We start from the raw sequence: 18,882 nt of genomic DNA on the forward strand, positions 1-18,882 counted from the left end.
AGTTTTTATGAGAAGCAAGAGAACAATCGGAATGGTTTTGGGAATTTTCGCTGCAGCTCTTGTGATCTGGCTTATTGCCGGCCGGTCCAAAACCGGGACAATCGCGGGCAACGAAAAGAAGGAAGAACATGACCATGAGGAAGAAGGGCACGATGAAACCGTCCCGCTGACGGATGAGCAAATCAAGGCCGCCGGGATCCAATGGGTGACGGCTGGTCCAGGGGAATTGAATATCGAGGTTTCGTTACCCGGGGAAGTGCGTTTGAACGCCGATAACCTCTCGCACATCGTTCCACGGTTTGCGGGGGCCATTACCCAAATCAGAAAAAATCTAGGCGATAAGGTTACCAGAGGTGAAGTCCTGGCTGTCATTGAAAGCAATGAAAGTCTGGCGAGCTATGAGATCAAATCCTTGACCGCCGGAACGATCATCCAAAAGCACGCGACGATAGGTGAAGTTATTCCAGAAAACAGCGAGGTGTTCGTCGTCGCAAACCTGGACACCGTCTGGATCGATATGAATGTCTATCCCAAAGACCTTCCTTACATGAAGGAAGGGGAAGCTGTCCGCATCCTGGGGCCGGCGAAGGGCCTGGAGTCGGAAGGCAAGATTGCTTATGTGGGTCCAATCGTGAGCGAGCACACCAGGACAGCGATGGCTCGCGTCGTCATACCGAACAAGAATGGGAAGTGGCGTCCTGGAATGTTCGTCACAGCCAAAGTCGCTGTCGATCGTTTGCCTGCTTCCATTGTCGCTCCCAAGGAGTCGGTGCAGAATGTCGAGGGCAAGCCATCGATCTTTGTGAAGACCGAGAAGGGCTTTTTGCCCAAGCCCGTTACTTTGGGACGCGAAGATGCCAAAAATTATGAAATCGTCGATGGTCTGGAGGCCGGCGATCAGCTCGTAACTGAAGGAGCCTTTGTACTGAAAGCTGAAAAAGGCAAATCCGAAGCGGAGCATGAAGATTAACCTTCAAAAATCTTTCAAGAATTAAGGACATTTCATGCTAGACAGAATATTGAAATTTTCCATACAGCATCGATTCCTCATCATGCTGATGTCAGTGGTTGTGGCGATTGCCGGGTTGTTTTCGCTCACAAGGCTCCCGATTGATGCAGTTCCGGATATCACGAACGTTCAGGTCCAGATCAACACCGTCTCGTCAGCGCTTTCGCCCATTGAAATGGAAAAGCAGGTAACGTTTCCGATTGAAACGACTCTTGCGGGGATACCGGGCCTCACCTACACGCGCTCCCTGTCCCGGAATGGATTTTCCCAGGTGACGGCGGTTTTTAAAGACGACGTCGATATTTATTTTGCCCGGCAACAGGTCGCGGAGCGTCTCCTTGAAGCCAGGGAGAATCTTCCGCCCGGAACCGATCCCAAGATGGGACCAATTTCAACCGGCCTTGGTGAAGTCTTCATGTGGACGCTTGAATTCGGACATCCTGGAGGAAAGGATGCCCCTCTCGGAACCCGTGATCAACCGGGTTGGCAGGAGGGAAGCGTCTATGTCACTCCCGAGGGCCAGCGTCTCACGGATAAGTTCGAGCAGGCGGCCTACCTGCGGACAGTTCAGGATTGGATCATCCGGCCTCAACTCAAAAGTCTGGAAGGAGTGGCCGGCGTCGATACCATCGGCGGCTTTGTAAAGCAATATCATGTCCATCCTGATCCAAATAAGTTGATCGCCTTTGGTCTCAGCTTCACCGACGTGATCGAAGCTTTGGAAAAGAATAATGTCAGTACGGGAGCGGGATACATTGAACGAAACGGGGAGTCTTATCTTGTGCGGGCTGACGGCCGTATTGGGTCGCTGGATCAAATAGCCAGCATCGTGGTCGGAAGTCAGAAGGGAACGCCCATCCGTATCGGCGATATTGCCGACGTTCGTCTGGGTCAGGAGCTTCGCACGGGAAGCGCCAGTAAAAGCGGCCAGGAAGCTGTCGTCGGAACGGCCCTAATGCTCATTGGTGAAAACAGCAGAGCCGTCGCGAAAGCGGTCGATGAGAAAATTCAGACCATTCGAAAGAGCCTGCCGACCGATGTTATCATCACGCCAGTTCTCAATCGAACGAAACTTGTCGATGCTACCATCAAGACGGTCGAGAAGAACCTGGCTGAGGGTGCGATCCTCGTGATCGTCGTGCTCTTTCTTCTGCTGGGCAACATCAAGGCGGCGCTGATCACGGCATCAGCCATTCCACTTTCTATGCTGATGACATCCATGGGAATGGTGAGGTGGAAAATCAGTGGTAACCTCATGAGTCTTGGGGCCATTGACTTTGGTTTGATCGTTGATGGTGCCGTCATTATTGTGGAAAACTGCTTGCGGCATCTTGCTGAAAAGCAGCATCAACTCAAACGCGAATTGAATCTCAATGAACGTCTCCATGAAGTCTTTGTCGCCAGCAAAGAGGTGATCAAGCCCTCCGCTTTCGGTCAAGCCATCATCATCACGGTCTATCTTCCCATCATCAGCCTGACAGGCATTGAAGGCAAGATGTTCCATCCGATGGCGATGACCGTTATCATCGCTTTGGCAGCTGCCTTCATTCTGTCGATAACTCTTGTGCCAGCGCTTGTGGCCATGTTCATCAAGGGAAAAATCAGCGAGAAAGAAAACCGCCTCTTCGCCTGGGCCAAGAACAGGTATGAACCCGCGATCCACTTCGCTATCAATCGCAGCAAGCCTGTCGTTGCGGTTGCCGTTGGGATTTTCCTCTTGTCGATCCTCTTGTTCGGGCGGCTGGGTCAGGAATTTATTCCAACCCTGGATGAAAAGGACCTCGCTATTCAAGCCTTGAGAATACCAAGCACCGGGATCACGCAATCCACGAAGATGCAAGGGGTGGTTGAAAAAACCATTGCATCGTTCCCTGAAGTCGCGTTCGTCTTTTCCAAGACAGGCACCGCAGAGATGGCTTCCGACCCCATGCCGCCCAATGCGTCGGATACCTTCATCATTCTGAAGCCGCAAGACGACTGGCCGAACAAGGGCGAAACGAAAGAGGAACTGCGGGCTCGCCTTGAAAAGGCGCTTGGCAATCTACCGGGTAACAACTACGAATTCACGCAGCCGATTCAAATGCGTTTCAATGAACTCATTGCGGGTGTGCGCGGTGATGTCGCCGTGAAGGTATACGGCGAGGAATTCGCCGATATCGAGGCCACAGCGGCGGCGATCGGTCGAATCATCCAGTCAATTCCCGGTGCCGCTGACGTGAAAGTCGAGCAGACCAAAGGACTTCCCGTCATGAACGTCGAGATTGACCGGAATCTCATCGCTCGAAATGGCCTTTCCATGAAAGATGTCCAGGATGTGGTGAACATTGCGATCGGAGGCAGGGAAGCAGGTATGGTTTTCGAGGGCGATCGCCGGTTTGATCTCATGGTTCGTCTGCCTGAGTCCATCCGGGACAACATCGATGAACTGAAATCCATACCTGTGCCTTTGCCGCAGGATAAAGATGACGAACGATCGTCCGCATCGAGCCCTGGCATGGGCCACAGGCACGAAGTCGATGATGATGATCGACCATCATTCATTCCCCTCGGTGAGCTGGCCAACCTCAAGACCAGTGAAGGACCAAATCAGATCAGTCGGGAGAATGGCAAGCGCCGCATTGTGGTGCAGGCCAATGTTCGCGATCGCGACATCGGATCCTTTGTTGCGGAAGCTCAGGAGAAAATTGACAAGGAAGTCAAACTCCGCTCAGGACAATGGCTGGAATGGGGCGGGCAGTTCGAGAATCTGGTGGCAGCTCGGCAGAGGCTTGCCATTGTGGTGCCGGCCTGTTTCCTTTTGATCTTCATTATTCTGTTCAGTGCCTATGGTTCCGCAAAATATGCCTTGATCATCTTCTCTGGGGTGCCATTGGCTTTATCTGGTGGTGTGATCGCACTCTGGCTGCGTGGGATGCCCTTCTCCATTACAGCCGCCGTTGGTTTTATCGCTCTTTCAGGTGTCGCCGTGCTTAACGGCCTCGTCATGGTCAGCTTTATAAACCAGCTGCGCGAAGAGGGATTGTCTCTCGAAGATGCGATCCTGAAAGGATCTCTCACGCGCCTGCGGCCTGTGCTAATGACAGCCCTGGTCGCTTCCCTCGGGTTTTTGCCCATGGCACTCGCCACAGGGACAGGTGCCGAGGTGCAAAAGCCTTTGGCAACGGTGGTCGTTGGTGGACTTTTTACCAGCACCCTTTTAACTCTGCTCGTGCTGCCGGCTCTTTATAAGCTTTTTGAAAGGCGGAAGGTTGAGGAAGCCGACATTTGATCAGTATTGCATGCGAACCCTTTAGGGTTCTCAGGATTGGTATCTGTGCCTTCAAGATTGATTGCGATCTTGAAGGCCATTTTGATAAGGATACTTTGGAATGACAGACAATCATATGGATTCATGCTGTACGCCTGCCGATGGAAAGCAGACCCAAAAGGTTCCTGAGTCCAAAGCTCATGAGGATACCAGGTCCGCGCGCTCGTCTTTTCGCATCCCTCAGATGGACTGCGCAAGTGAAGTGTCCACGATCCAGGGAAAATTGGAAGGCGAGGCTGGTATCTGGAATATGAAATTTGATATCAGCAATCGGTTGCTGACCGTCAATTTCGATGATCAGATTATCTCCAGCGAAAAGATCCGGGAAATGTTGAAAGCGATTGGATTACCCGCCACAGTCCAGGAAAGCCAGACTGAGGCAGAAGATTCTCACAATCATGAGGGTTTTTCCACAAGCTATCTGAGGCTGGCTTTGGCTGGCGCTTGTGCCATTGGCGCTGAGGTCCTGGAGCTGAGTTTCCCAAATCTTTCTGAATGGATCGTGTTTACTCTCGCTGCTGTTGCCGTTTTGCTGTCTGGTATCGATGTCTATAAAAAAGGGTTTATTGCCCTTTCGCGTGCGCAGCTGAATATCAATGCTCTGATGTCGATCGCTGTCACTGGGGCTTTGGCGTTAAGGCAGTGGCCGGAAGCGGCCATGGTGATGTTTCTTTTTGCCGTTGCAGAATTGATTGAAGCGAAGGCTTTCGACAGGGCTAGAAATGCCTTTCGGAAATTGTTGGAACTGGCCCCGGATACCACGACTGTCATGAGTTCGGCTGGTGCCTGGGAAGCGCGTGCCACCAGGGAAGTTAAAATTGGGACTTTGGCGCGTGTACGTCCTGGGGAAAGGATCAGCCTGGATGGGGTGATAGCCAAAGGAAGCTCATCCATCAACCAGGCACCCATAACAGGGGAGAGCGTGCCTGTTGAGAAAACCATCGGGGACAAGGTCTTTGCGGGAACGATCAATGAGGCCGCTGAAATCGAATACAAGACAACGTCCGCAGCGACGGATTCCACTCTGGCCAAGATAGTTGAGACTGTTGACAACGCACAGGGAGCACGAGCACCCACACAAAGGTTCATCGATCGGTTCTCCAAATATTACACACCGGCGGTGTTTTTTATTGCTCTTGCTGTTGCGATCCTGCCGCCGCTTTTTGGTGGCGGTGCCTGGTTCGATTGGCTCTATAAAGCGCTGGTGCTCCTGGTTATCGCCTGCCCTTGCGCTCTTGTGATCTCGACACCCGTGACGATTGTCAGCGGACTGAGTGGAGCGGCCAAACACGGAGTTTTGATCAAAGGCGGGGCCTATTTAGAAAGGGGGTCAAAGCTCAAGATTATTGCCCTGGACAAGACGGGAACACTCACCTACGGCAAACCCCACCAGACCGACTTTTCGCTTCTGGATGGCGGCGATGAAAAGGAAGCGCGATCGATAGCCGCCAGTCTCGCATCGCGTTCCGATCATCCCGTCTCTCAGGCGATTGCCTTGAAAGCTCAGGAGGATGGCGTCCCCTTGCTCAATGTCGATGACTTCGCGGCGATGAGCGGGCGTGGCACAAAGGGAATGATTGGCAGCCGGCAATATTTTCTGGCTAATCATCGGTTTATCGAGGAGATAAAAGTCTGCTCGCCCACTGTTGAAAAACTGCTTGAAGCCTACGAACGGGAAGGCAAAACGGTCACCATACTCGCTACCTCTGAGCGGGCTTTGGCAGTCATGGGTGTGCGGGATGCAGTGAGACCATCCAGCAGCGAGGCTATTGCAAGCCTGCACAAACTGGGTTTGAAGACTCTCATGCTGTCCGGTGACAACCAGTTGACTGCAGAGAAGATCGCCAAAGAGGTGGGGATTGATGAGGCAGTGGGTCATCTCCTGCCGGCGGACAAGATGAAGGCCATTCAGAAGTACAGCCAGAAGAAGCTACTCATCGGAATGGTCGGCGATGGCATCAACGATGCGCCAGCGCTTGCCAGTGCTGACATTGGCTTTTCGATGGGGGTTGCAGGTACGGATGTCGCTATCGAGACATCTGATGTGGCAATTATGGACGATGATCTGCGGAAGGTTCCGGTTTTCATTCAGCTATCACGAAAGACGAATAAAGTTCTGAAACAGAATATAACTGTGGCGATCGGCATCAAGGCGGTTTTTTTCGTGCTGACACTTATGGGGTTGAGTACCATGTGGATGGCGGTTTTCGCAGATACCGGGGCAAGCCTTTTGGTTGTCCTGAATGGATTGAGATTGAATCGATAAACTCTGAAGTTGGGAATGGATGGCATGGAGCAACCAAAATTTGCTACGAGAGTCCTGAAAGAACAGCCTGACTTGGTTGAATTTGTCAGTCGAGCAGGCCAGGAGACGAAAAAGCGAATTACCATGAGCCAATTGAGTCAACAGGAGGTTCATGGCATTTATATTAAGGGAAAGATGTTGGCGGGGTTTGCATTTGAGCCTTCTCCATACACCAATACTTTTTTGGGACTAAAAGAGAATGAAAAAGTTGCCGGGATAGGTTCGTTCTGGATCTCCAGGACTGAAAGGTCTCGTTTGCTGATTCATTATACGGCGGCAATCGTTTTGTCGTCTCTCATCGGGAAGAAAAGGAAGTTGGAATATATCGTTTTTTCTTCCAGCAATTCGAAAGTCCACGATATTTGTGACGTTTTGAGGTTTGAAAGAATCTCTTTCAAAAGTCAGCCGCTGCTGGAAAAAGATCCCTGCTGGGTTTATCTGGTTCGATTGAGCTGGATGAACTTTTTTCGGTTCATGAGATTAATATTCACCAAGCCACAGGTTTGAACCCCATTGTTGACAGCGGTCTAGAGGGGCGCAGTTCGTTTGGTCGAACGGATATGACCAGCTGGCTTATAGCCCTAAGATGCACATAAAATTATACACATCAAATGTGACATTTCCTATCTGGCGCAGTCAGCAAAATTTTAAATCCTAAATTTGATAGAGAAGTTAAGATCACCTTGCCGCGAGCGGCGTTCAGAAAATTCAGTGGCGCGGCTTGAAAGGCCAATCTTAAGATCTATCGGTTCATAAAACGAATAAATCTAAGATTGGAAATAATGACATATGTCCAGAGTACGCAGCAATCCCAACCGCCCCAAAAAAGGACAGGCCATAAAGGTTCAGCCAATCAGACGTCTTGAAGATATTCGTGCCATCAAGCGCTTTTTGGCAGGTGATCCCCGAAACCTCGCCATTTTTACGCTTGGCATCAATTCGGCTCTGCGGGCATCGGATCTTCTTCGCATTCGCATCGATCAGGTGAAAGGGCTCAGGCCCGGCGAAAGCTTCGAAGTGAAGGAAAAAAAGACCGGACAGTATCGCCGCGTGATGCTCAACAAGGTGAGCCATCGGGCGATCCAGGACTGGATTCAAAGCGTCAGGGATTGGGAGGAGAACGACTGGCTTTTTCCTTCGCGCAAGAGCAAAGGAAGGCTCCTTGTGCCCACTCTAACGGCCATGGTCAAAAGCTGGTGCCGCGCGATCAACCTCGCGGAAAACTATGGCAGCCATACGCTGAGAAAGACCTTCGGATATCAGCAGCGGGTGACGTTTGGCCTTGGGACTGCGGAACTTATGTGGATTTACAATCACAGCTCAGAGCGCCAGACTCTTTCCTATCTTGGTATCGAGCAGGATGAGATCAGGGACGTTCACTGGAACGCCCTTTGAGGGAACGAAAGGTTGTGTGGCCTGGGCTTCCAACCATAGCCCCACTTTCAAACCTTACGGGCAATCAGGGCAGTCGCAATTGTCACAGTGATCGCACTGACAGTGTTCGCAGGCGCATGCTGAACAGGGGCAACTCTGAGCGGCCGATGCAACGGTGGCGACTGGACCAAGACTAAAGGTCAAGGTTAGAAGCTGAAGAGTTTTCATTAACATACTAATATCCTTAATTTTTGTGGCCGCTATAGAAGACGGATCGTCTTCCGGGAGGCGGCATTTGCTATCGTCTACGCCATACCCAGACCAGATGTGACAGGGTGAGGTCACGAAATTGAACATCGGGTCGTATACTCTGTTGAAGTATCAGGATCAGGAGCAAGGGGGCATGTGGACAATCGAAGCGACGAGACATTGTTAGACCTCTACTTCGCTGGTGATGCGGACGCTTTCAAGGTGTTCTTTGAGCGTCACGCTGGGCGCGTGGTGGGCTATGCGATGAGCAAGGGATTGAGACAGGAAATTGCACTGGAAGTGAGGCAGGATGCTTTTCTGCGCCTGCACAGGTCGATTCATACCTACGAGAAAGGACGCCCTGCGCTGCCTTGGTTTTTTACTATTGTTCATAACTGTGTGATAGATGCGTTGCGCCAAGTAAAGCAGCTCGGCAATCTCAGGTCGCAAATGATCGGGGAGCGAGGGACACCTGGGGTCGTTACCGGAACAGACTCCCTAATTGATTCGACCGGAACACTGGCAAGCCTTTCAGAGGAACAAAGAAAGGTTTTTGAAATGCGAGTGTTCAATGAACTGTCTTTCGCTGAAATCTCGGTTGAAACCGGCAAAACCGAGGTCTCCCTTCGGAAGGTTTTTGAAAGGGCGAGACGTAAAATACAGGGTATTTTGTCTGGGAGCGATTGATATGGAAACGGAAAAGATGAAAGATCAGGAATTGATGACCTTCATGAATGCAGTAGCGCCGGACCAGAACGGTTCGCAGGTGCCGCTTTCCATCGTCAAAGACCTGGTTATCTCCAAAGCAAGGATCGGGATGGTCTACCTTGTTGGAAGCATTGCTGGGTATTTTTTAACTCTGGTTGTTTGCGCTCAATGCTCGATCGGTCTGTCGCCCTTAGCGTGGAAGACAGCAGGTCTGATTCAGAGCATGCCTGATCCGTGGTGCGCACTCATATGCGGCTCGATCTTTGGGGTCTCCCCGTTTGTGGCATCTCTTGTTCTCCTGACCCGCTTTCAGCACCGTTTCCTGCTTTTTCGTATGACATGGATACCGATCCTTGTCCCGGCCATTGCATGCGCTATTCTCACAGTTTTTGGTGCCGGCCACGACTGGTCATGGCACGGCTATTGGATGCTTGCGGCGGTCCTCACTCCCTATCTTTTGGAAATGTTTGCTGGCACCGTGCTTAAACAAGCAAGGTGGCGGCCTAATCCGGCCTGATCCGTATCCATGAAGTCAGAATGGACGAGAGGTGCTTATAAACGACCGTCTGCATTTTCTGGATCGGACGGCTTCTTTTTAGGAGGAAAAAGCCTGTCCACGAGGCCCGGATCTTCCGCCAGGGCCTTATCCAGTTCCTCCGTAGCGCGAAGCATGCGCATTGCAACTGTCATCTCCCTGAGATGCGCAATCGATTGACCAGTGCCTTTCGCCAGGATTTTCAGAGTTTCGTCAGGGGGATTGAAGCTAAGCTGGTCGGCCTCAGCACGTTCAAGGTTTAAAACCCGAAGGCAAAAAATTTCATAGGAAATGTCATAAGAGTTTGCGATTCGCCGTATCCACTGACGTAGCAGATCATAAGGCCCGGGTGTTGGATGAAGTGGCCATCTATCGCTCATGGTTTTAAAATCCTTTCAACTCCTCGGCAATAAACTTTTGAATCTTCGCATAAAGCGCACCATCTCTGGGTCCCCAGCTTCCAATGCCACCATCCTTCGCCGCGTCCGCGCAGGAAGAGTCATCTCACGCAAGCGCTCGATCGGCTGCCTTGTACCTTTTGAAAGAATCTCAAGGGCTTTATCACCTGGCTTTCGGTCGATCTGGGTTATTTCATCGCGACTGAGGTATAAAACTTTCTGGTAAAATATCCTGGATGAAATGCCATAAGATTCCGCGATCCGGCGTATCCATTCACTCAAAAGCTCATCATCCCATGGCACTGGATGGAGAGGCCAGTTTTCGCTCATATCGGCAAGGGCCACCCTTCCCCGGCCAAATTCTTTGTAATCTTCCAAATAAGCTCTGGATCTCCGCTCCCACCTTTTTCCAGCTCTTTCTCAATCAAGTGTGATTGAGCAGTAACATTCCGCTCTCGCAGCAGCTCGATCGGTTGCCTTGTGCCTTTTGATAATATGTCCAGCGTTTTTTCGCTTGGCTGGTAGTCAAGATGAAGCCTTTCAATTCGATCAAGACCCAAAACCCTTTGACAAAAGTCGTAATAGGAGACGCCATAAACTTTTGCAATGCGACGTATCCACTGGCTCAATAGTTCATGATCGTAAGGTGTTGGATGGAGCGGCCAGCCTTCACTCATATTCTGACACTCTCGTAAACCCGGCGACGGGCCTGGGGACCAAGATATTCGACCCGCGAGAGAATTTCGCAGTCGAGGCATTCGTGCCCGCTCGTGATGGCGAGTTCCGCCCCACGTCTCAGGAATGTTGAAATCTCGCCAATGGTCCCTTCTGTTTTTTCAAGTATCATCTGCCTTACATCGTCCGCCAGAAGGTTTGATGGCTTTTTAAGCGGCAATATCCCTGTGAAACTGGCAAGGAGCCTTGCGAATTCCACGTCGTCACTCCAGGTTGGAAGGACCAGCGGTTCAAACCTGTTTTCAAGCTGGTTATCGGTGCGAATGGCCAGGTACGCATCCTTGATCCCAACCCCGACTATGGAAAGCCGGAGTTCATTGCCGATAAACCTCAGAAGGTTCAAAAACTCCTGCTGTTTTGAATTGGAACCGCTTAATAGATTATGAATCTCATCGATGATCAGAACCCTTGTATCGATGCTCCCGAGGATTCTCAAGACGGTCTGCTCGATGGCTGCCGGTATCCGATAGTTCAGATAGGGCATATTGATGGCTCTCAAGAGGGCGGTATAGAACCGGCCCGGGCTGGGATCGGATGGCATCTGCATGATAACAACGGGTACAATATCGTGTTGGCCACAGCTTGATACCATTTGCGGATGCTTGCGCTTGAATTTTTCCACGATCATGGTTTTTCCGTTGTTGGTCGGGCCGATGATCATAAGGTTCGGCATACGAACACGCTTTGGATGCGCGAGGAGCGCATGCAGCTTGTCCAAAGCCCGGTTGGCTGTTCCATATCCGATCCACCAATCGGAATGAATGGCGCTGATCCGCTCATTTTGAGGGAGTTCCATGAGATCATACACATGAGGTAAAAGATGGTTCATCGCCATGTTTCCACATCTGGAAATGGTTCAACATGGGACAGGGCTGGTGACAGAGCCTTCGTGGAGTTTTCCTGTCCCTGCTTTCTATTTTGTCTGGTAGCAGGCCGCTTCTCCCGTCTGCGCCGCTCCTTGCTGGTCATGCGTTTTCCCTCGTCCTCAATTTTTCGCATTTCCTCAATAGCAGAAAAAATCTGCTCTTCTGTGACATCGGTCTTCGCACGTCTAATGTTTTTGGTTGCAGCGCGATGCTCATAAAGACTGATGGGTGGACGGTAAATGGACCTATAAGGAACTCTGATATAACCATTGCCATCCGGGTCGGAAACATAGACCTGACCAAGATCCCGGGGATCGCGGCGGATGATGAGCTTGCCAAAATCAAGTCGTCTCGGAATGAGTGATGCAAGGCTGTTTGAGTAGTATAAAATATGGTCGAGAAGGATTCCCTCGCGCTGAAGAGTTCGCCTGTATATGGGCAGGAAATCCAGTTTCACACTCGCTTCATCGAAGACTTTTGCTGTAAAGCCACTTTTATATGCTTCGTCCAGCTTCTGGAATGGACTCTGCCCGAGACCTCTGTGGGGTGCATTGTGATAAAATTTCGTGATTGCGACGAGCAGCCATTTCTCAAGCTCTTTTATGGTAAGGCATGCAAGTTTTTCAGAAGCATATGATCCACGTTCCCGAATGTTGGAGAAAGTTGTGCCAGGAATTTCGTGCACCAGTTTCATAAGTGTTCCGAGAACACGCTCCACAATCCCGCCATAGTGAGGTCTGCCGGGTGGCCTGTAATGAATTTTTATACCGTGCTGAGAGCAGCCCCGTTCAAAGGCTTCGCCATGAAATTCACTGCCGTTATCAACGTGGATACATGCGGGCTTGCCATGGAGCGGCCATTCTGCGTCTATCTCATGCTCCAGCAGCCAGCTTGTTTTGTTGGCAATGATGCTTGTGATGCAGAGCGCGACCGAGGTTGCCGACGGCGGGTCAAGGCTTAGATAAAAACCTGGGACGCATCGGCTGAAAACGTCGATGGCCAGCGTCAGATATGGACGACCAATCGGTTTTCGCTCCTGGCTGTCAACGATAATAAGATCGACAGGCGTATGATCAATCTGCACGATATCAAGCGGCTCCGACGCTTCAAGGCTGCTTTGCCTGGAGGATTTGGTCATCTTCGATAGCGGTTCCCGTTTCGCGAGTTCCCCAGGATCAAGCTTTCCGATCCGCCGCCATAAAGTGCAGGAAGACGGTGGCTTCAGGCCCTGGCTTTTGGCCCGCCGGAGAACTTCTCGGTACGCTGCTGCAACCGATGGCCGCTGCCTGCTGCAATAGACTTCCATTACAACCTCGCTAACGAGGCGTTCCTGGTCAACCTTTGTGCGTGGTTTTCCCCTGCCTCCCGAGGATTTACCGGGCACGAGCGAGGACGTTGAGGCATGGCTTCGGTATCGTTTGATCAGTTCATAGACCTGACGGGGGGATAATTCCAGCTCACTTGCTGCGCTTTCGACAGATTGCTGTGAGCATGCGGGCAATCGAGCAAGCTCAGCGATAACTGATACCCTACGCTCAGCCTCCTGCCATAAATCTTTTGGATACTCTGACAGATCCATTTCTGACTCCCCGAAGGGGGGGATTTTTGAAGACGACTTTGAAAGAAAAGCTGCCTACTGAATCCGACTTTGAAAGATTGAAGTCAACTTTGAAAAATCCCCATGTCTTAAGTGATTGAAAATATTGACCCCGTACTGAAGTCGACTTTGAAATCTGACACGAAAGGCGGCGAAGCTCCGCCGTTAATCCGTCCGCCGGAGATCTCGCCCAGGCAGGCTGAAGGCCGAGCAAGCCTGACAGGCCCGAAAAGCCCGGCACGGGCGTCGGCGGCGATGACGGCGGCGGCATTATCCAGGGTTGATGATGGAAGTGGAGGATATCGACAACCTCTCGCGCAACCAAGACATCGCGGTCGGACTGCAAGTGATCTTGAAGCCACGGGCCCGTCCCACCCCGACATGGACCTCGATGCCCGAACGGACGTTAGATTTCGAGTTCTAGGCGTTCTGCGATGAAGGTTGGATCCCAGCCGGGATTGAAAGTGTCGACGTGGGTGAATCCGAGCCGCTCGTATAGGCCACGCAGGTTCGGGTGGCAGTCGAGCCGCAGCTTGGCGCACCCCTGCGTTCGCGCGGCATGGCGGCAAGCCTCGATCAGCGCGGAGCTGACACCCCGGCCCGCATGTGTCCGTCGCACCGCGAGCTTGTGCAGATATGCGGCCTCCCCCTTGAGGGCGTCGGGCCAGAACTCGGGATCCTCGGCCGACAAGGTGCAACAGCCGACGATGCCGTCGCTGCAACTCGCGACTAGGAGCTCGGATCTCAGGACGAAGGTCTCCGCGAATGTCCGGTCGATCCGCGCGACGTCCCAGGCGGGCGTTCCCTTGGCGGACATCCACGCCGCAGCGTCGTGCATCAGCCGCACAACCTCGTCGATATCACCCGAGCAGGCGACCCGAACGTTCGGAGGCTCCTCGCTGTCCATTCGCTCCCCTGGCGCGGTATGAACCGCCGCCTCATAGTGCAGTTTGATCCTGACGAGCCCAGCATGTCTGCGCCCACCTTCGCGGAACCTGACCAGGGTCCGCTAGCGGGCGGCCGGAAGGTGAATGCTAGGCATGATCTAACCCTCGGTCTCTGGCGTCGCGACTGCGAAATTTCGCGAGGGTTTCCGAGAAGGTGATTGCGCTTCGCAGATCTCCAGGCGCGTGGGTGCGGACGTAGTCAGCGCCATTGCCGATCGCGTGAAGTTCCGCCGCAAGGCTCGCTGGACCCAGATCCTTTACAGGAAGGCCAACGGTGGCGCCCAAGAAGGATTTCCGCGACACCGAGACCAATAGCGGAAGCCCCAACGCCGACTTCAGCTTTTGAAGGTTCGACAGCACGTGCAGCGATGTTTCCGGTGCGGGGCTCAAGAAAAATCCCATCCCCGGATCGAGGATGAGCCGGTCGGCAGCGACCCCGCTCCGTCGCAAGGCGGAAACCCGCGCCTCGAAGAACCGCACAATCTCGTCGAGCGCGTCTTCGGGTCGAAGGTGACCGGTGCGGGTGGCGATGCCATCCCGCTGCGCTGAGTGCATAACCACCAGCCTGCAGTCCGCCTCAGCAATATCGGGATAGAGCGCAGGGTCAGGAAATCCTTGGATATCGTTCAGGTAGCCCACGCCGCGCTTGAGCGCATAGCGCTGGGTTTCCGGTTGGAAGCTGTCGATTGAAACACGGTGCATCTGATCGGACAGGGCGTCTAAGAGCGGCGCAATACGTCTGATCTCATCGGCCGGCGATACAGGCCTCGCGTCCGGATGGCTGGCGGCCGGTCCGACATCCACGACGTCTGATCCGACTCGCAGCATTTCGATCGCCGCGGTGACAGCGCCGGCGGGGTCTAGCCGCCGGCTCTCATCGAAGAAGGAGTCCTCGGTGAGATTCAGAATGCCGAACACCGTCACCCTGCTGCGTAACATCGTTGCTGCTCCATAACATCAAACATCGACCCACGGCGTAACGCGCTTGCTGCTTGGATGCCCGAGGCATAGACTGTACAAAAAAACAGTCATAACAAGCCATGAAAACCGCCACTGCGCCGTTACCACCGCTGCGTTCGGTCAAGGTTCTGGACCAGTTGCGTGAGCGCATACGCTACTTGCATTACAGCTTACCAACCGAACAGGCTTATGTCCACTGGGTTCGTGCCTTCATCCGTTTCCACGGTGTGCGTCACCCGGCAACCTTGGGCAGCAGCGAAGTCGAGGCATTTCTGTCCTGGCTGGCGAACGAGCGCAAGGTTTCGGTCTCCACGCATCGTCAGGCATTGGCGGCCTTGCTGTTCTTCTACGGCAAGGTGCTGTGCACGGATCTGCCCTGGCTTCAGGAGATCGGAAGACCTCGGCCGTCGCGGCGCTTGCCGGTGGTGCTGACCCCGGATGAAGTGGTTCGCATCCTCGGTTTTCTGGAAGGCGAGCATCGTTTGTTCGCCCAGCTTCTGTATGGAACGGGCATGCGGATCAGTGAGGGTTTGCAACTGCGGGTCAAGGATCTGGATTTCGATCACGGCACGATCATCGTGCGGGAGGGCAAGGGCTCCAAGGATCGGGCCTTGATGTTACCCGAGAGCTTGGCACCCAGCCTGCGCGAGCAGCTGTCGCGTGCACGGGCATGGTGGCTGAAGGACCAGGCCGAGGGCCGCAGCGGCGTTGCGCTTCCCGACGCCCTTGAGCGGAAGTATCCGCGCGCCGGGCATTCCTGGCCGTGGTTCTGGGTTTTTGCGCAGCACACGCATTCGACCGATCCACGGAGCGGTGTCGTGCGTCGCCATCACATGTATGACCAGACCTTTCAGCGCGCCTTCAAACGTGCCGTAGAACAAGCAGGCATCACGAAGCCCGCCACACCGCACACCCTCCGCCACTCGTTCGCGACGGCCTTGCTCCGCAGCGGTTACGACATTCGAACCGTGCAGGATCTGCTCGGCCATTCCGACGTCTCTACGACGATGATTTACACGCATGTGCTGAAAGTTGGCGGTGCCGGAGTGCGCTCACCGCTTGATGCGCTGCCGCCCCTCACTAGTGAGAGGTAGGGCAGCGCAAGTCAATCCTGGCGGATTCACTACCCCTGCGCGAAGGCCATCGGTGCCGCATCGAACGGCCGGTTGCGGAAAGTCCTCCCTGCGTCCGCTGATGGCCGGCAGCAGCCCGTCGTTGCCTGATGGATCCAACCCCTCCGCTGCTATAGTGCAGTCGGCTTCTGACGTTCAGTGCAGCCGTCTTCTGAAAACGACAAGAAAAGCCCGCGATTAAGCGGGTTTTTCGTTCTCATAAACCTATCTCAAAACCATATTCTCAATTAAACTGATATTTATGAATTTTGAGAAAACAGAGGGGCTTATGGAACACTGCGAACTTGAGCAACGGCGTTCGGATGCTGCTGGCCAGGACAAGTGTTATTCCAAAGCGCGGCTTCGTGATGAGTTTCGGATGAAACCCCGGCCCGGCGCTGTTCCGGTAAAACACTACAAAAATGAGTTCGGCAAGCAATTCGGTATCTATCGTATCTCTGACTGCATTCCAATCCAGGAACGGCAGGCAGCGCCTTCCAAGAAACAGCTACAGGCGCGGGCAATTCTGGCTGTTAAGGCCAAACTGCGCAGTAAGCTGGCCAAGGCATCAGCGATAGCCTGTCAATGGCTCGATGATGATCCGCTTGTACTGGACACTGAAACCACCGGCCTCGGTTATGACGCCCAGGTTATTGAAATAGCCATAGCTGACGCCAGTGGCAAGGTGCTTTTTGACACAAGGATCAAGCCCACCGTGGCCATCGAGGCCGCAGCGCAGGAAGTACATGGCATTAGCCCTGATGCACTTATCAATGCTCCAAGCTGGCCCGAAGTGGCCAATCGCATCGAGGCTCTTCTATCTGGCCGCACCGTTATTATCTTTAATGCTTCCTTCGACAGCCGCTTGATCGCTCAAACCGCCGGGGCTTTCGGATTGGAAACCGGGTGGTGGTCAACTTGTACTACAAGGTGTGCTATGCACTTGGCAGCCTCGGCCTACGGCTCTACCAACCCTTACGGATCAATATCACTGGCCGACGCAACATCAGCGGCAGGTGTACCCTGGACAGGTGCCGCACACTCGGCTGCGGCTGATACGCTCGCCACTGTGGAGCTGGTTAAAAGTATCGCAAGGGTTAAGCCAGCGCTGGATTTGGAGCTGTCTAAATTGCTTGAAGAGAAGGCCGGTTAATGCTGATCGGATACGCTCGGGTCTCCACCGCCGACCAAGATTTAACGCTCCAGCTTGACGCCCTGACGGCGGCTGGCTGCGACAAGATATTCACTGACAAGGCCAGCGGCACCAAGGCCAACCGTGACGGCCTAGCCGAAGCCTTGGCCTACGCCCGGCAGGGTGACTGTCTGGTGGTGTGGAAACTAGACCGGCTTGGCCGCTCAATGAAGGGGCTGGTAGATCTTGCTGCGGATCTCGAAAGCCGGAAAGTGGATCTCCGATCGCTGACGGATGGGATAGATACCAAGACTGCCGCCGGTCGCTTCTTTTTCCATGTCATGGCTGCCCTGGCTGTAATGGAACGTGAACTGATCTTGGAACGCACGAAAGCGGGTCTGGATGCTGCCAAACGGGCTGGCCGTGTCGGCGGCCGCCGCCGGGCAATGACACCGGCAAAGATGGATGCCGCTCGGAAACTGCTGGAAGGCGGAACACCGCCAAAGGACGTGGCCACCTCCATTGGGGTTTCTGTGGCCACTCTCTATCGCTACTTCCCTGCCTCGGATCGGGAAACCTGAGAAGCAAAAAGCCGGGGTCTAGCCCCGGCCATTTACTGCTGATCCTCCTGGTTATCCGACTCTCACGCCGCGCCGTTGCTTCTGTTCTTTCTGCTGCTCCTGCGTCTGAACCTTCCGCTGCTGATCTTGCTGCGCTTTGCTTACTGCCGCCACGACTTGCCGCTTCACGCCCTCCCGGCCCAGCTCGCTTTTCTGCGCCAAATCATTGAAGTCTGTATGTCGCTTCATCGTGGATAACGCCTCTACCTGCTCACTGCTCAACAGTGCAGCTTTCAGCTTGGAAGCCTCATCATCACCCAGTTTCAGCTTGCCTTCCGCTGCATCTTCCAGCCGCTGGCTCGCTCTCAAATGAGCCTTGTAGGCATCCGGTGTGATAGGTGGCAAGTCACTCGGATAAGTGTTTTCGGACGGTGCAAAAACCGGAAAAATAGCCTTTCCGCCTACAGCCTGCGCCGCCGCTTCGGCTTTCTCTCGCCCTGGGTTGTTGCCGTGCGTCATAACCAAATGACGGTCATCGTCACCGGCGACGATAACGGGCTTGTCGGGGTACTTTTCATGCAGCGCCTTAGCTACATTCTCAAGATTACCGCTATCAAATGATGCAACCGTGGCATGGCCAACAGCTTCGGCAAGCTGTGCTGCCGTCGCATAGCCTTCTGCGATTACCAACGCCGGTGCCGCTGCCAAAGCATCCATGCCGCCGACCGGATGAAAGCACCCCTCCTTCTTGCTGTTTTTGGCAAAACGCTTAGTGCCATCTTCCTGAATGTATTGCATCGTCCATTGCTTGCCATCAGTATCGAATGCTGGAATAAAGGTTTTCTGGCCCTCCTGGTCGGTCATCACTCCGGCCTTTGGCTGAACGCCCTTCGCTGCCAAATATGGGGTAGGTTGCTCGATGGGAACCAAGGCGCTCATTTGATTGGTAACACGCTGCGCGGTGGCTTCCTGTTGTTTGGCTTGCTCTGCTGCCCGCTCGGCCAACTTGGTTGCAGCCTCGGCCTGCATCTTGGCGCGTTCCTCGTCACTCAAGGCATAGCCCTTACTTATGTCATCATTTGGAGAAG

At 53.4% G+C, this 18,882-nt stretch carries 17 protein-coding genes and 1 pseudogene; 10 read left to right on the forward strand and 8 right to left on the reverse strand.

Features of this window, described 5'->3' with window-relative positions; genetic code table 11:
* Nucleotides 1-7: 7 nt before the first annotated feature.
* From VFO10_RS18345 to VFO10_RS18375, 7 genes are all read left to right on the forward strand, one after another.
* Nucleotides 8-970, forward strand: a complete 963-nt coding sequence (locus VFO10_RS18345; protein WP_325142832.1) for an efflux RND transporter periplasmic adaptor subunit — start codon at nucleotides 8-10, stop codon at nucleotides 968-970.
* Between the two features lie 34 nt (nucleotides 971-1,004).
* On the forward strand, nucleotides 1,005-4,277 hold the full coding sequence (locus tag VFO10_RS18350; RefSeq protein WP_325142834.1) for a CusA/CzcA family heavy metal efflux RND transporter: 3,273 nt from the start codon (nucleotides 1,005-1,007) through the stop codon (nucleotides 4,275-4,277).
* Between the two features lie 115 nt (nucleotides 4,278-4,392).
* Nucleotides 4,393-6,582: a heavy metal translocating P-type ATPase gene (locus VFO10_RS18355; RefSeq protein ID WP_325142899.1), complete on the forward strand. Its 2,190-nt coding sequence runs from the start codon at nucleotides 4,393-4,395 to the stop codon at nucleotides 6,580-6,582.
* Between the two features lie 15 nt (nucleotides 6,583-6,597).
* On the forward strand, nucleotides 6,598-7,128 hold the full coding sequence (locus VFO10_RS18360; protein WP_325142836.1) for a hypothetical protein: 531 nt from the start codon (nucleotides 6,598-6,600) through the stop codon (nucleotides 7,126-7,128).
* Nucleotides 7,129-7,410: 282 nt separating this feature from the next.
* On the forward strand, nucleotides 7,411-8,016 hold the full coding sequence (locus tag VFO10_RS18365) for a tyrosine-type recombinase/integrase (RefSeq protein WP_325142838.1): 606 nt from the start codon (nucleotides 7,411-7,413) through the stop codon (nucleotides 8,014-8,016).
* A 384-nt stretch (nucleotides 8,017-8,400) separates the two neighbouring features.
* Nucleotides 8,401-8,931, forward strand: a complete 531-nt coding sequence (locus tag VFO10_RS18370) for an RNA polymerase sigma factor (RefSeq protein ID WP_325142841.1) — start codon at nucleotides 8,401-8,403, stop codon at nucleotides 8,929-8,931.
* A gap of 1 nt (nucleotide 8,932) precedes the next feature.
* Nucleotides 8,933-9,469, forward strand: coding sequence for a hypothetical protein (locus VFO10_RS18375; protein WP_325142843.1), 537 nt, complete (start codon nucleotides 8,933-8,935; stop codon nucleotides 9,467-9,469).
* Nucleotides 9,470-9,504: 35 nt separating this feature from the next.
* Here VFO10_RS18375 and VFO10_RS18380 read toward each other — a convergent pair whose 3' ends face one another.
* From VFO10_RS18380 to sul1, 7 genes are all read right to left on the reverse strand, one after another.
* Nucleotides 9,505-9,867 carry a hypothetical protein gene (locus VFO10_RS18380; RefSeq protein WP_325142845.1) on the reverse strand — a complete coding sequence of 121 codons (363 nt, stop codon included), beginning with the start codon at nucleotides 9,865-9,867 and terminating at the stop codon, nucleotides 9,505-9,507.
* A gap of 15 nt (nucleotides 9,868-9,882) precedes the next feature.
* Complete coding sequence (locus VFO10_RS31470; protein WP_414697039.1) at nucleotides 9,883-10,215, reverse strand: TniQ family protein; 333 nt, start codon at nucleotides 10,213-10,215, stop codon at nucleotides 9,883-9,885.
* The gene (locus tag VFO10_RS18385; RefSeq protein WP_325142847.1) at nucleotides 10,212-10,562 is read right to left on the reverse strand and encodes a TniQ family protein; all 351 of its coding nucleotides are present in this window, start codon (nucleotides 10,560-10,562) and stop codon (nucleotides 10,212-10,214) included. Before VFO10_RS18385 ends, VFO10_RS31470 begins: the two co-directional genes overlap by 4 nt.
* Nucleotides 10,559-11,449, reverse strand: coding sequence for a TniB family NTP-binding protein (locus VFO10_RS18390; RefSeq protein ID WP_325142850.1), 891 nt, complete (start codon nucleotides 11,447-11,449; stop codon nucleotides 10,559-10,561). Before VFO10_RS18390 ends, VFO10_RS18385 begins: the two co-directional genes overlap by 4 nt.
* A complete protein-coding gene (locus VFO10_RS18395; RefSeq protein WP_325142853.1) occupies nucleotides 11,446-13,065 on the reverse strand; it encodes a Mu transposase C-terminal domain-containing protein in 1,620 nt (539 codons plus the stop codon). The genes VFO10_RS18390 and VFO10_RS18395 overlap by 4 nt, the downstream gene beginning before the upstream one ends.
* Nucleotides 13,066-13,489: 424 nt before the next feature.
* Nucleotides 13,490-13,990, reverse strand: coding sequence for a GNAT family N-acetyltransferase (locus tag VFO10_RS18400; RefSeq protein ID WP_000376623.1), 501 nt, complete (start codon nucleotides 13,988-13,990; stop codon nucleotides 13,490-13,492).
* Nucleotides 13,991-14,117: 127 nt separating this feature from the next.
* On the reverse strand, nucleotides 14,118-14,969 hold the full coding sequence (gene sul1, locus VFO10_RS18405) for a sulfonamide-resistant dihydropteroate synthase Sul1 (protein WP_000946487.1): 852 nt from the start codon (nucleotides 14,967-14,969) through the stop codon (nucleotides 14,118-14,120).
* A 101-nt stretch (nucleotides 14,970-15,070) separates the two neighbouring features.
* Here sul1 and intI1 point away from each other — a divergent pair, with 101 nt between their 5' ends.
* The 3 genes from intI1 (at nucleotide 15,071) to VFO10_RS18420 (ending at nucleotide 17,815) form a co-directional block, all read left to right on the forward strand.
* Nucleotides 15,071-16,084, forward strand: a complete 1,014-nt coding sequence (gene intI1 / locus VFO10_RS18410) for a class 1 integron integrase IntI1 (RefSeq protein WP_000845039.1) — start codon at nucleotides 15,071-15,073, stop codon at nucleotides 16,082-16,084.
* A 307-nt stretch (nucleotides 16,085-16,391) separates the two neighbouring features.
* Nucleotides 16,392-17,255 carry a 3'-5' exonuclease gene (locus VFO10_RS18415; protein ID WP_074508387.1) on the forward strand — a complete coding sequence of 288 codons (864 nt, stop codon included), beginning with the start codon at nucleotides 16,392-16,394 and terminating at the stop codon, nucleotides 17,253-17,255.
* The gene (locus VFO10_RS18420) at nucleotides 17,255-17,815 is read left to right on the forward strand and encodes a recombinase family protein (RefSeq protein WP_011117025.1); all 561 of its coding nucleotides are present in this window, start codon (nucleotides 17,255-17,257) and stop codon (nucleotides 17,813-17,815) included. The genes VFO10_RS18415 and VFO10_RS18420 overlap by 1 nt, the downstream gene beginning before the upstream one ends.
* A 51-nt stretch (nucleotides 17,816-17,866) precedes the next feature.
* On the opposite strand, the pseudogene VFO10_RS18425 reads toward VFO10_RS18420, so the two are convergent.
* A pseudogene (locus VFO10_RS18425) lies at nucleotides 17,867-18,862 on the reverse strand (toprim domain-containing protein); the annotation flags it as partial.
* Nucleotides 18,863-18,882 lie beyond the last annotated feature (20 nt).

It is taken from the genome of Oligoflexus sp. (assembly GCF_035712445.1).
Lineage (GTDB): Bacteria > Bdellovibrionota_B > Oligoflexia > Oligoflexales > Oligoflexaceae > Oligoflexus.